Below are 12,092 nucleotides of genomic sequence, written 5' to 3'. Positions count from 1 at the left end.
CGCCTGATCCGAAGACCTCCCTGAAGCTCAAGGAGCGCCCGTGTCCCGCCCCGCCATCGACCTGGACTATCTGACCGACCGCCTGGCCCGGTTGCTGAACATGCCCAGCCCCACCGGCTACACCGACGAGGCGGTGTGGGAGCTGTGCCGCGAGCTGGGCCGGCTGGGCCTGGACTATGAGCTGACGCGGCGCGGCGCGATCCGCGCCCGCTTGCCGGGACGAGAGTCCAAGCCGGCGCGCGCCATCGTCGCCCACGTCGACACCCTGGGCGCCCAGGTCAAGGCGGTGAAGGACAACGGCCGGCTGGAGCTGGTTCCGATCGGTCACTGGTCCTCCCGCTTCGCCGAGGGCGCGCGCTGCACCCTGTTCTGCGAGGGGCAGCCGTTGCGCGGCACCATCCTGCCCCTGAAGGCGTCGGGCCACACCTTCAACGAGGAGGTCGACACTCAACCGGTCAGCTGGCGCCAGGTCGAACTGCGGATCGACGCCGTGACCCACGGGCGCGACGACACGCTGGCGCTTGGCGTGGACGTCGGGGACATCGTCGCCATCGACGCCCAGCCCGAGTTCATGGACACCGGCTTCATCGTCTCGCGCCACCTGGACGACAAGGCGGGCGTGGCGACCATGCTGGCGGCGATGGAATGCATGGTGCGCGAGGAGCGCACGCCCACGGTCGACACCTGGTGGCTGTTCACCATCGCCGAGGAGGTCGGGCTGGGCGCCTCTTCCGTGCTGATCCCCGACGTGGCCGCCATGGTCACGGTCGATAACGGCACCACGGCGCCCGGACAGAACTCGTCCGAATTCGGCGTCACCATCGCCATGGCCGATCAGACGGGGCCGTTCGACTGGCACCTGTCGCGAAAGCTGGTGCAGCTGGCGCGCGATCACGAGATTCCGCACCAGAAGGACGTGTTCCGCTACTACCGCTCCGATTCCGCCTCGGCGCTGGAGGCGGGGGCCGATATCCGGACCGCGCTGGTCACCTTCGGCATCGACGCCAGCCACGGCTATGAGCGCATCCATGAAAGCGCTCTGGTCGACCTGGCCCGGCTGTTGATCGCCTACGCCGAGAGCGACGTCGAGATCGAACGGGACGCCCGGCCTTTGAGCGGGGTCAAGGGGTTCACCCACCAGCCGGTGGACGACGGCGGCCAATAGGGGACTACAGCACCGAATGCAGCGACCCGGCGCGGGCCACGGCCCGGTCGAAGGTCGAGGCGGGCGGCTTGGGGCACCAGGCGACACGGGCCGGCCCCGAGGCATGGAGCTCGCGAAAGGCGCCGATCAGGCTTTCGGCGACCCTATCGGGCGACAGCAGATCGAACGCCGCAATCCAGTCGACCACGAAAAGGTCGGTCCCATCGTGCGCGATGGCGCGACTGTAGCTGAGCAGCGCGCAGGGGGCGTCAGCTTCGAACAGGGCGTACAATCCGCCGCATCCTTCATCCTGGGCCAGCCGAGCCTCCCAGTCGGACAGGGCGAGGTCCGGCGTCGCCAGCCGGGCCAGGGCGTAGCTCAGCAAGGCGTCGTCCGGTTCGAGGCGGCGGATGCGAGGGGCCATGACGCCACGCCTAGCGGACCGGCGCCAGTCTGGCCTTGACCTGCGTCAAACCCGTTTGCGCGCGCCCGGCTTCCTGACATAGGTTGGTCGAGAGAGCCCTGATGCTGGAACTTCGCACCCTTCCCGCCGCCTGCGCCCAGCGCAGAAGCGACGCCGCCTGCACCAGCTGCGGCGCGCGCGCCTTTTCCGTCTGCGGCCGGCTGGGCGACGAGGACCTGGCGAAACTGGACTCCATCGCCGAACACACCGCGCTGAAAGCGGGGAGGGGCTGATCCGCCAGGGCGATCCGGCCGGGCACGTGTTCAACATCACCTCGGGTTCGGTGCGGGTGTACAAGCTGCTGCCGGATGGTCGGCGTCAGATCACGGGCTTCCTGTTCGCCGGGGATTTCGTCGGCCTGGCCACGGGCGAGGACTACGCCTTTTCGGCCGAGGCGATCGAGGACGCGACCCTGTGCCGGTTCCGCAAGAGCGACTATCGCGCCCTGATCCGCCAGGCGCCGGCGCTGGAGTCCGCCCTGCTGGAGCGGGCCACCCACGAACTGGCGGCCGCGCAGAACCAGATGCTGCTGCTGGGTCGCAAGACGGCGCTGGAGCGGGTGGCGTCCTTCCTGCTGAACCTGCCCGAGGATCCGGTCCGGCCCGCGAGCGACGGACTGGTGCGCCTGCCGATGACGCGCGCGGAGATCGCCGACTATCTGGGATTGACGATCGAGACGGTCAGCCGGGTGTTCAGCCGGCTGAAGACGACCGGCGTGATCCGTCTGGTCTCACTGCACGAGCTGCGGATCGAACAGCCCGACCGGTTGGCCGCCCTGGCCGAGGGCGAGGGCTGACCGTTCGTCAGCAAGCCGCACGACGGCGTCGCACAGGTCCGTCGGCGCGAGACGGTGGCTGACCAGGATCAGGCCCTGGCCGCGGCTCGAAAGCCGTCGATCCAGCGCCGCCAGGACCCGCGCCTCGGTTGCGGCGTCCAGGCCCTCGGTCGGCTCGTCCAGCACCAGCCAGGGCGCGCTCCGCAGATAGGCCCGCGCCAGGGCGAGACGCCGCCGCTCGCCGCCGGACAGACGCGCGCCGTCGGGGCCTATGGGCGCGTCCAGGCCCTTGGGGTCGCGGCGAAAGCGGTCGCCCAGGTCGGCGTCGTCCAGCGCCTCCCACAGAGTTTCGTCGTCGAACGCGCCCGCCAAGCCCAGATTATCCCGGACGCTGGCGTCCATCAGCCGCACGTCCTGGGCGGCGTAGGCGAAAGGGCGCGGCGGCGGGCCGGATCGAGATCGGCCGCATCGACGCCTCCCAGACTGAACCGTCCAGCCGGGGCGTCGCGCAGACCGATCAGGCGTTCGAGCGCAGTGGTCTTGCCGACGCCGGAGGCGCCGACCACCGCCAGGCGGAAGGGCGGCGAGACGCTGCGGCCCAGCAGCGCCACCGTGTCCGAAGACGGCGCGGCCTGTTCCGCCCCGTCTTCGAAGGCGAGGCGGCGAGCGCGTCCAGACGGTCGGCCGCCTGGGCGGCGGCTCCGTTCTGATGCAGGGCGGACGCCAGGCCGGCGGTGGAGTCCATGCCCATCAGGGCGGCCAGGATCGCCAAGGCCGCCAGCGGCGCGGGCGCGGAAACGACCGCCAGGGTCACGAGCACCACCGCGCCGGCGGCGGCGGCGGTCTGCCAAACGGTCAGCCACCCTGCAGCCAGGGTCAGCGTGATCCGGCTCCGGTCCAGATCGCGCGCACGGTCGGCGCAATCCTCCACGGCCCAGGTTTCGAGGCCGTAGGCGCGCAGTTCGGGGGCGGCCGATTCCAGGGCCGACAGGCGCGTTTTCAGAGAACCGACGGCGATCTGGGCGGCGCGACCGGCGGGATCGCTGAGCCGCCGCGCCAGCAGAAGCGACCCCGCCGCCGAGGCGCCCATGCAGAGCGCCAGCAGCAGGGCCGCCGTCGCATTCGCCAGCGCCGTCAGCCCGATGGCGGCGGCGGCCCCGGCCAGCGCGCCCCACGGGGCGGACAGCCTCACGAACAGCGTCTGCACGGCGTTGACGTCCTGGACCAGGCGGGCCGACGCCTCGCCCGACGACAGCGCCAGGGCGCGCCCCGGGGAACCGGACGCCAGGGCGGCGAACAACTGGGGCCGCAGGCGAGCCAAGGCGCGCAGGGCGGCCTCGTGCCCCGCCACGCGCTCCGCATAGCGCGCGCCCGTGCGCAGGATGGCCAGAAGGCGGATCACGGCGCTGGGCATCAGATAGTTGAAGGCCTGGACGGCGGCCAGACCGCCCAAGCCGGCCAGCGCGGCGCCGGTGATGAACCAGCCTGACAAGCCCAGCAGGCCGACGGCCGCGACGGTGACCGCCGCCGCCGCCGCCGCCGCGATCCGCAGACGAAGGCGCTCGGCCCGGCGCTGGGCGGCGACCAGGGCGCCGATCCTTGACGGGGGCTCACAGCCGCACCACGCGGTCGGCCAGGGCCGCGACCGCCGCGGAATGGGTGGCGATCAGGGTGGTCCGGCCCTGAGCCGCCTGCCGCACGATCTCCAGGATCGCGGTTTCGGACGCGGGATCCAGGTTGGCGGTGGGCTCGTCCAGCAGCAGCAGGGGCGCGCGTTTCAGGAAGGCGCGCGCCAGTCCCAGGCGCCGCCGTTCGCCGCCCGACAGTCCGCCGCCGCGCTCGTCCAGCAGGCGGTCCAGATCGCCGGATAGGCCCGCCTGGCCGGCGGCGGCCAGCACGCGCCCTGGGCAGGCCGAGGGGTCGGCGATGCGGATGTTGTCGGCCAGGGTTCCCGGCACGACCACGGGGTTCTGGCTGGCCCAGGCGATTCGTCCGGCGAAGCCGCCGGTAAGGCTCAACGGCAGATCGCCGACCTCCACCTCGCCGCCCGACAGCGGCGCCAAGCCGAGCAGAAGATGCAGCAGGCTGGATTTTCCCGTGCCGCTGGCTCCGACCAGGGCCACCCTCTGTCCCGGCCGCACCTCGAGGTCGAACCCGTCGAGAACGGGGGCGCGCCGTCGTAGGCGATGCGGACCTGGCGGAAGCGCACCGAGGGCGCCGTGTCGGGCAGGACGTAGCGTTCGGTCGCCCGCGGTTCAGGCCGCATGAGGGCGGGCGCCGCCGCTTCCGCGGCCTGCCGGTCATGATAGGCGGCGGCCAGGCGACGCAGGGGCTGATACGTCTCGGGCGCCAGGGCCAGCACGAAGAAGGCGCGCGGCAGGTCCAGCGTCTCGGGCGCGGGAAACGGCAACAGCCTGAGCAGGTTGAATCCGCAATAGACGGCGATCAGCGCCACGGACAGGGCCGAAAAGAACTCCAGCACGCCGGACGAGACGAAGGCGATGCGCATGACCCGGGCCGTGCGTCGGCCCAGTTCGTCGGAGGCCGATGCGACCTCGCTCGTGGTCCTCGGCGCCGCGTCGAAGGCCAGGATGGCGGGAAGGGCCCGGACCCGATCGACGAACAGGCCCGACAGCCGCTCCAGGGCCTGAAACTGGCGACGGCTCTCGCCCGCCGCCGCCGTTCCCGCCAGGGCCATGCCGAGAATGAAGGGAAGGAGGGTGAACAGCAGGATGCCGGCCGAGACCGGACTGGCCACCGCGGCCAGGGCTATGATCAGCAGGGGCGACACCGCCGCGCCGATCCGCAGCGGCAGGAAGCGGGCGAAGTAGCCGTCCAGGGCGTCCACCCCCTCCACGACCGCGGTCAGATGCGCCGGCGAGCGGCCGCCGCCGGCGAACAGCTCCGCCAGCAGCCGGCGGCGCCGATCCGTCTTCACGGCCCGGGCCAGCCGGGCGCCCAGCGACGTCGCGCCTTGTCCGATCAGCCCGCGCGCCAGCAGGCTGGCGGCCGCCAGGGCCAGCCAGGGCGCGATGGCGGCCACGCCCTGGTCGATCCGCGCCACGGTCATCGCCACGCCCAGGGCGAAGCCGGCGGCCGGCGCCGTGTCGGCGACGACCAGGGCGCTGGCCAGCAGGGTCAGGCGCCGCCAAGGCCGCGCAACGGTTTTCAGCCATCCGGCGGGCGTGGTGGCGGACGGGGCGGGGGGCGCAAGGCTCATCGACACACTCCGGCGCCGGATCATCGCGGACGCCAGCGGACATTACGCCCTCGGACCGAATGTCCAAGGGCGAAGGGTCCACTACGGCCGGTTGATGTTTGCGGCTTTGATCAGGATCAAGGCGGGCGCATAGTGACCGCCGTACGGCAACGGAAACGTCGGTCGTCGGGGCCGGCGGGCTTGGAGCATCGCCATGATCGACCTAGCGGTCGTCGACCTGTCCCGGCTGCAGTTCGCGCTGACGGCCCTCTACCACTTCCTGTTCGTGCCCCTGACGCTGGGGCTGTCGTTCATGCTGGTCATCATGGAGTCGATCTATGTGATGACCCGCCGCCCGATCTGGCGGACGATCACCCGTTTCTGGGGCGTGCTGTTCGGCATCAACTTCGTGCTGGGCGTCGCGACCGGGATCACGATGGAGTTCCAGTTCGGCATGAACTGGAGCTATTACAGCCACTACGTCGGCGACATCTTCGGCGCGCCGCTGGCGATCGAAGGGCTGATGGCCTTCTTCCTGGAGGCGACCTTCGTCGGTTTGATGTTCTTCGGCTGGGACAAGCTGAAGCCGCACGCCCACCTGTTCGTCACCTTCATGGTGGCGCTGGGCACCAACCTGTCGGCGCTGTGGATCCTGATCGCCAACGGCTGGATGCAGAATCCGGTCGGCGCGGCCTTCAATCCCGACACCATGCGGATGGAGGTCACGGACTTCATGGCCGTGCTGTTCAATCCGGTGGCCCAGGCCAAGTTCGTCCACACCGTGTCCGCCGGCTATGTCTGCGCCTCGGTCTTCGTGCTGGGCGTCTCGGCCTTCTATCTGCTGCGCGGCAGGCACGTCGGTTTCGCCAAGCGGTCGATGACGGTGGCCTCGGCCTTCGGTCTGGCGGCGTCGCTGTCGGTCGTCGTGCTGGGCGACCAGTCGGGCTATGCGCTGACCGATAACCAGAAGATGAAGCTGGCGGCGCTGGAGGCCATGTGGCGCACCGAGCCCGCGCCGGCCGGCCTGACGCTGATCGGCATTCCCTCGATGAAGGACCGCGAGACGCACTTCGGCGTCCATGTGCCCTGGGTGATGGGCCTGATCGCAACCCGCACCATCGACAAGCCCGTCGAAGGCATCTTCGAACTGGTGGCCACGGCCGAGGACCGCATCGAATCCGGCGTCATCGCCTATGACGCGCTGGAGAAGGTCAAGGCCGATCCGGCCGATCCCGTCGCGCGCGGCGTGTTCGAAACCCATCGCCGCGACCTGGGCTACGGCCTGCTGCTCAAGCGCCACGTCGCCGACCCGCGCCAGGCCTCGCCCGCGCTGATCCAGCAGACCGCCTGGGAGACGGTGCCGAACGTGCCGGCCCTGTTCTGGAGCTTCCGCATCATGGCGGGCGTGGGGATGTTCATGATCGCCCTGTTCGCCACCGCCTTCGTGCTGTGCACCCTGCGCAAGCACCAGACGCGCTGGTTCCTGCGCCTGGCCGTCCTGTCCATCCCGCTGCCCTGGATCGCCATCGAGTTCGGCTGGATCCTGGCCGAGTTCGGTCGCCAGCCCTGGGCCGTGGAAGGCGTCCTGCCGACCTTCCTGGGCGCATCGTCCCTGACCGTGGCGCAGCTGTGGGCCACCATCGTGGGGTTCACCCTGCTGTACGGCGCCCTGGCGGTGGTCGAGGTGCGGCTGATGCTGCACGCCATCAAGAAGGGGCCGTTCCACGAGCAGCAGACCTTCGAGACCGCCCCCGACACGCCCTCCGACCCGTCCGCTGGCGCGCGCGCGCCCGCCGCGGCCGTCGCCTGACCCCTTAGATCGGACATCCGACCATGGATCTTCCTCTCGACTTCGCCACGCTTCGCCTGATCTGGTGGGGCCTCCTGGGGGTGCTGCTAATCGCCTTCGCCCTGACCGACGGGTTCGACCTGGGCGTCGGCGCCCTGTTGCCCTTCGTCGCCCGCACGGACGAAGAGCGCCGCATGGTGATCAACACCGTCGGCGCCACCTGGGAAGGCAACCAGGTCTGGTTCATCCTGGGCGGCGGCGCCATCTTCGCCGCCTGGCCCTTCGTCTATGCGGTCAGCTTCTCGGGCTTCTACCTGGCCATGTTCCTGGTGCTGTCGGCGCTGATCCTGCGGCCTGTTTCGTTCAAGTATCGGTCCAAGCGTCCGTCGCGGACCTGGCGGTCGTTGTGGGACTGGGGCCTGTTCATCGGCGGCTTCGTGCCGGCGCTGGTCTTCGGCGTGGCGGTCGGCAACGTCCTGCTGGGCGCGCCCTTCCGCCTGGATGGCGACCTGCGCTCCTTCTACGAAGGCCACCTGATCGGCCTGTTCACGCCCTTCAGCCTGCTGGCCGGCCTGCTGTCGGTCGCCATGCTGGTGCTGCACGGCGCGGCCTGGCTGAGCGTCAAGGCGGAAGAAGGCCCGGTGCTGGATCGCGCCCGCCGCTTCGGCACCATCGCGGCCGTCGCGGCCCTGGTCCTGTTCGCGGCCGGCGGCCTCTATGTCGCCTACGGCGGCCTGGGCTACCGGATCACCAGCCCCATCGACGTCAACGGCTTCTCCAACCCGCTGCGGTCGACGGTGGAGGCGGCGCCTGGGGCCTGGCTGGACAACTACGGCCGCTATCCCTGGATGCTGATCGCCCCGGCCCTGGGTTTCCTCGGCGCGGCCGTCGCCCTGGTCGGCTTGTGGCGGCGGTCGGCGGCCCTGGCCTTCGGCGGCTCGTCGGGCTCGACGGTGGGGATCATCTCGACCGTGGGCCTGTCGATGTTCCCCTTCATCCTGCCCAGTTCGATCAATCCGGTCAGCAGCCTGACGGTGTGGAACGCCTCGTCCAGCCACCTGACCCTGTTCATCATGTTGCTGTGCACGGTGGTCTTCCTGCCGCTGGTCCTTCTCTACACGGCGTGGGTCTACAAGGTTCTGTGGGGCCGCAGCTCCACCGGCGCCCTGAAGACCAACCCCGATCTTTACTGAAGCCTTAGGAGCCTCTTCCCATGTGGTATTTCTCCTGGATCCTGGGCCTGGGACTGGCCGTCGCCTTCGGCGTCCTGAACGGCCTGTGGCACGAGTTCCATCTGTTCGACGAAGGCGATGAGGGCCTTTCGACGCCCGACGCCTCCAAGGAGGTCGACGTTCCGCTCTAGCGCGCGGGCCGTCTCCCGGCCGCCCTTCCGGTCTTTCCGCCTCTGCTCGGGAAGCTGGGAGGCGGCGCATCTCTCTTCAAGGCTGCAGCCATGTTCGTCCGCACGCCGGACCGCGCGCTCGACGCGACGGACCTCATCGCCCGCTACGACGCCCACGCGCCCCGATACACCTCCTATCCGACGGCCGCGCAGTTCACCGCCGACGTCGACGCCGCGACCTGGGGCGACTGGCTGGAGGCGGCGCCGACCCAGCCGGCGATCTCGCTCTATCTGCACATCCCGTTCTGCAAGCGGCTGTGCTGGTACTGCGGGTGCAACACCCGGGCGATGAACCGCGTCGCGGTGATGGACAGCTACATCGACCTGCTGCTGGCCGAGGCGGATCTTGTCCTGGCCAGGATGGGGCGTCGCGTGCGCGTCGGCTCGATCCACCTGGGCGGGGGCACGCCCAACATGCTGCCGCCCGAGGCGCTGGAGCGCCTGTTCGCCGGCTTGGCCGCCCGGTTCGATCTAAGCGACTGTTTCGAGATCGCCGCCGAACTGGACTCCGAGGTCCTGACCGAGGACTGGGTCCGCGCCGCCGGCCGCATCGGCCTGACGCGCGCCAGCCTGGGGGTGCAGGACCTGTCGCCGCAGGTCCAGGCGGCGGTGAACCGGCCCGAATCGTTCGAGACCATCCGTTGGGCGGCCGGAGCGCTGCGCGACCAGGGCGTGGTCTCGGTGAACCTGGACCTGATGTACGGCCTGCCGCTGCAGACGGTCGAGCATGTCGTCACCACCCTGGGCCAGGTGACGACGCTGAAGCCCGAGCGCATCGCCCTGTTCGGCTACGCCCATGTGCCGTGGATGAAGCCGCATCAGAAGCTGATCCGCGACGCGGACCTGCCGGGCGCGCAGGCGCGGTTCGTCCAGAGCCAGGCGGCCGCCCGTTATCTGACCGGCAAGGGCTGGCGGGCGATCGGCCTGGACCATTTCGCCCTGCCGCACGACTCCCTGGCCGCGGCCCAGAGGGCGGGCCGGCTGCGTCGCAACTTCCAGGGCTATACGACCGACGAGGCCCCCGTCCTGATCGGGCTGGGCGCCTCGTCCATCAGCCGCACGCCGCAAGGCTATGTCCAGAACCTGGCGCAGGAACGCGAGTGGCGCGCGGCGGTGGGGCAGGGGCGGCTGCCCATCGCGCGCGGCGTCGCGCTGAGCCCCCAGGACCACTTCACCGCCGAGCTGATCGAGCGGTTGATGTGCGACTTCCGCGTCGATGTGACCGCCGTCGCCCGCCGTCACAGCCGCGACATGGCCGGCGTGGGCGAGGTCTGGCCGCGCCTGGCGGCGTTCCAGGCCGATGGACTGGTGGACGTCGAGGCGGGGCGGGTGGATGTGACGCCGCAGGGACGGCCGTTCGTGCGGGCGGTCTGCGCCGCCTTCGACCCCGGCGCGCGTGATTTCCACCAGCGCCACGCGCGGGTCGTCTGAAGCGGACAGATTGTCCAAGGCGTCCGCGGTTTGCGCTGAATCAAGGTCGGGCGCCGCCGGGCGGACCATCGTCCCCGTCAAGACGCCGGAACGGCCCGCATCACGCGGCCGGCGGCGTCGGGGATTTCACCAGATGCACCTCAAGACCCTGATTCTCTCCGCCGTGGCCGCCGCCGCCGTCGCCGCCCCCGCCCTGGCGCAGACGACCGCCTGGGACGCGCCTAGGAAGGGCGACTGGATCGTGACCGGCCGCGTCACCGACGTCTTCTCCCAGGCCGACGACGCCGTCGTCACTGCGGCCGGCGCCGACACCGGCCTGCACGTCGACGTGGGCGACAGCGTCATGCCGACCCTGGGCTTCACCTATTTCCTGACCGACCACATCGCGGTGGAGGCGATCCTGGGCACGACCCAGCACGAAATCCGGGCTCAGGGCGGGACCACCGACGTCGCCGTTCACGAGACCTGGGTCCTGCCGCCCGTCGTCACGCTGCAGTACCGCCCGCTCAGCAGCGGCCGCGTCAGCCCCTATGTCGGCGCGGGGGTCAACTACATGCTGTTCTACAGCGGCAAGGACAAGAACGACTTCACCGTCGATCTGGACGACGGCTTCGGCTACGCGCTGCAGGCCGGCGCCGACATCGGCGTGCAGGGACCTTGGAGCCTGAACGTCGACGTCAAGAAGGTGTGGTTCGACACCGATGCGACCATCAACGACGGCGCGCTCAGGAGCGACGTGGCCCTGGACCCGTGGGTGGTCTCCGTCGGTTTCGGCCGCCGCTTCTAGGTCGAGGGCGCGCGCCATCCTGTGGATAGTCTGGCGGTGAGGCGATAACCGGCTTGCGACCCGCAAGGGGCCTGCGTATAGCGGCGCCTCGCCTGCGGGACGGGCGGCCGCCGAGGGGCTTGACGGAAACGTCGGGACGCTTGGACGGGGAGGCGGGGATTTCCCCCTTGCCTTTCCCGGGTCGCCTCACTAGGTTCCGCGGTTCCGATCGAATCGAAGGGTTCAGCGCCGCCTCCGGGCGGACAACGCTTCGGTTTTTCCCGGTTCAGAGGGTTCGCTCTCCGGTCCGGGAAATCTTCGAAAGAAGCGGTTGACACGAGGTTCGGCGGTCTTTAGATCGCCGCCTCCCGCCGCTCCTCGGAGCGGCGCTGGTGAAAAGAAAGTTTCTTGAAAAAGAAACGCTTGACACCGGAAAGCGAGGCGACTAAATCGCCGCCTCCGCCGCGAACGGGCGTTAAACGGTTTGGGTCGCTTTGGCGGTTCTTGGTCTTTGACATTGTTGATTTGGAAAGAGAAACGCAGGCGGCGGCGTCCTAGCGATCTTCAGAGATGAAGGTCATTCGACGCTGACACTCTGCGGTCTTTTTGAAGATACCATGCGCTGAGCTTTAGGGCTTAGCGGGTGGGAACTCGTCAAGAATACGTAGAACTAATGCCAGGTCCACTTAGGGTGGTCCGAAGCTTAGGTCAGTGCTCAACTCAACCTGAGAGTTTGATCCTGGCTCAGAGCGAACGCTGGCGGCAGGCCTAACACATGCAAGTCGAACGAAGTCTTCGGACTTAGTGGCGGACGGGTGAGTAACACGTGGGAACGTGCCCTTTGGTACGGAATAACTCAGGGAAACTTGAGCTAATACCGTATGTGCCCTTCGGGGGAAAGATTTATCGCCATTGGAGCGGCCCGCGTCTGATTAGCTAGTTGGTGGTGTAATGGACCACCAAGGCGACGATCAGTAGCTGGTCTGAGAGGATGATCAGCCACATTGGGACTGAGACACGGCCCAAACTCCTACGGGAGGCAGCAGTGGGGAATCTTGCGCAATGGGCGAAAGCCTGACGCAGCCATGCCGCGTGAATGATGAAGGTCTTAGGATTGTAAAAT

The 12,092-nt window shown here is 69.3% G+C and carries 14 protein-coding genes and 1 rRNA gene (1 of these 15 running past the window's edge); 9 read left to right on the top strand and 6 right to left on the bottom strand.

The window, feature by feature from the left end; translation table 11 throughout:
• Window positions 1–40 precede the first annotated feature (40 nt).
• Window positions 41–1,165: an osmoprotectant NAGGN system M42 family peptidase gene (locus tag MU852_RS04765; protein WP_249751234.1), complete on the top strand. Its 1,125-nt coding sequence runs from the start codon at window positions 41–43 to the stop codon at window positions 1,163–1,165.
• A gap of 4 nt (window positions 1,166–1,169) precedes the next feature.
• Here the strand turns inward: MU852_RS04765 and MU852_RS04760 are convergent, their stop codons facing one another.
• The gene (locus MU852_RS04760; protein ID WP_249751233.1) at window positions 1,170–1,568 is read right to left on the bottom strand and encodes a hypothetical protein; all 399 of its coding nucleotides are present in this window, start codon (window positions 1,566–1,568) and stop codon (window positions 1,170–1,172) included.
• Window positions 1,569–1,669: 101 nt separating this feature from the next.
• Here MU852_RS04760 and MU852_RS04755 point away from each other — a divergent pair, with 101 nt between their 5' ends.
• Together MU852_RS04755 and MU852_RS04750 are read left to right on the top strand one after the other, a co-directional pair.
• Window positions 1,670–1,840: a hypothetical protein gene (locus tag MU852_RS04755; protein ID WP_249751232.1), complete on the top strand. Its 171-nt coding sequence runs from the start codon at window positions 1,670–1,672 to the stop codon at window positions 1,838–1,840.
• A gap of 26 nt (window positions 1,841–1,866) precedes the next feature.
• Window positions 1,867–2,403, top strand: coding sequence for a helix-turn-helix domain-containing protein (locus MU852_RS04750; protein ID WP_249751231.1), 537 nt, complete (start codon window positions 1,867–1,869; stop codon window positions 2,401–2,403).
• Here MU852_RS04750 and MU852_RS04745 read toward each other — a convergent pair.
• The 4 genes from MU852_RS04745 to MU852_RS04735 all read right to left on the bottom strand — a co-directional run bounded on the left by MU852_RS04745 (window position 2,338) and on the right by MU852_RS04735 (window position 5,602).
• A complete protein-coding gene (locus MU852_RS04745; RefSeq protein WP_249751230.1) occupies window positions 2,338–2,784 on the bottom strand; it encodes an ATP-binding cassette domain-containing protein in 447 nt (148 codons plus the stop codon). The two genes, MU852_RS04750 and MU852_RS04745, sit on opposite strands and share 66 nt — an antisense overlap.
• Before the next feature lie 115 nt (window positions 2,785–2,899).
• Window positions 2,900–3,874: a 6TM ABC transporter family protein gene (locus MU852_RS04740; RefSeq protein WP_249751229.1), complete on the bottom strand. Its 975-nt coding sequence runs from the start codon at window positions 3,872–3,874 to the stop codon at window positions 2,900–2,902.
• Window positions 3,875–3,992: 118 nt separating this feature from the next.
• Window positions 3,993–4,505 carry an ATP-binding cassette domain-containing protein gene (locus tag MU852_RS17720; RefSeq protein ID WP_347342342.1) on the bottom strand — a complete coding sequence of 171 codons (513 nt, stop codon included), beginning with the start codon at window positions 4,503–4,505 and terminating at the stop codon, window positions 3,993–3,995.
• Window positions 4,397–5,602: an ABC transporter transmembrane domain-containing protein gene (locus tag MU852_RS04735; RefSeq protein WP_347342341.1), complete on the bottom strand. Its 1,206-nt coding sequence runs from the start codon at window positions 5,600–5,602 to the stop codon at window positions 4,397–4,399. Before MU852_RS04735 ends, MU852_RS17720 begins: the two co-directional genes overlap by 109 nt.
• Window positions 5,603–5,798: 196 nt before the next feature.
• On the opposite strand from MU852_RS04735, the gene MU852_RS04730 reads away from it, so the two are divergent.
• The 5 genes from MU852_RS04730 (at window position 5,799) to MU852_RS04710 (ending at window position 10,990) form a co-directional block, all read left to right on the top strand.
• The gene (locus MU852_RS04730) at window positions 5,799–7,391 is read left to right on the top strand and encodes a cytochrome ubiquinol oxidase subunit I (protein ID WP_249751860.1); all 1,593 of its coding nucleotides are present in this window, start codon (window positions 5,799–5,801) and stop codon (window positions 7,389–7,391) included.
• A 23-nt stretch (window positions 7,392–7,414) separates the two neighbouring features.
• Window positions 7,415–8,563, top strand: a complete 1,149-nt coding sequence (gene cydB / locus MU852_RS04725) for a cytochrome d ubiquinol oxidase subunit II (protein WP_249751228.1) — start codon at window positions 7,415–7,417, stop codon at window positions 8,561–8,563.
• Between the two features lie 20 nt (window positions 8,564–8,583).
• Complete coding sequence (gene cydX / locus MU852_RS04720; protein WP_249751227.1) at window positions 8,584–8,733, top strand: cytochrome bd-I oxidase subunit CydX; 150 nt, start codon at window positions 8,584–8,586, stop codon at window positions 8,731–8,733.
• A gap of 90 nt (window positions 8,734–8,823) precedes the next feature.
• Window positions 8,824–10,203, top strand: a complete 1,380-nt coding sequence (hemN, locus tag MU852_RS04715) for an oxygen-independent coproporphyrinogen III oxidase (protein WP_249751226.1) — start codon at window positions 8,824–8,826, stop codon at window positions 10,201–10,203.
• A gap of 133 nt (window positions 10,204–10,336) precedes the next feature.
• Window positions 10,337–10,990: an OmpW/AlkL family protein gene (locus MU852_RS04710; protein ID WP_249751225.1), complete on the top strand. Its 654-nt coding sequence runs from the start codon at window positions 10,337–10,339 to the stop codon at window positions 10,988–10,990.
• A gap of 332 nt (window positions 10,991–11,322) precedes the next feature.
• On the opposite strand, the gene MU852_RS04705 is transcribed toward MU852_RS04710, so the two are convergent.
• Window positions 11,323–11,487, bottom strand: coding sequence for a hypothetical protein (locus tag MU852_RS04705; RefSeq protein WP_249751224.1), 165 nt, complete (start codon window positions 11,485–11,487; stop codon window positions 11,323–11,325).
• 203 nt (window positions 11,488–11,690) lie between these two features.
• Here MU852_RS04705 and MU852_RS04700 point away from each other — a divergent pair.
• Window positions 11,691–12,092: ribosomal RNA gene (locus MU852_RS04700) — 16S ribosomal RNA — on the top strand; it runs 1,061 nt beyond the window's last position.

It is taken from the genome of Brevundimonas albigilva, from assembly GCF_023503965.1.
GTDB classification, from domain to species: domain Bacteria; phylum Pseudomonadota; class Alphaproteobacteria; order Caulobacterales; family Caulobacteraceae; genus Brevundimonas; species Brevundimonas albigilva.
The sequence above is the reverse complement of the archived record's forward strand: the minus strand, read 5'-3'. Positions and strand labels throughout refer to the sequence as shown.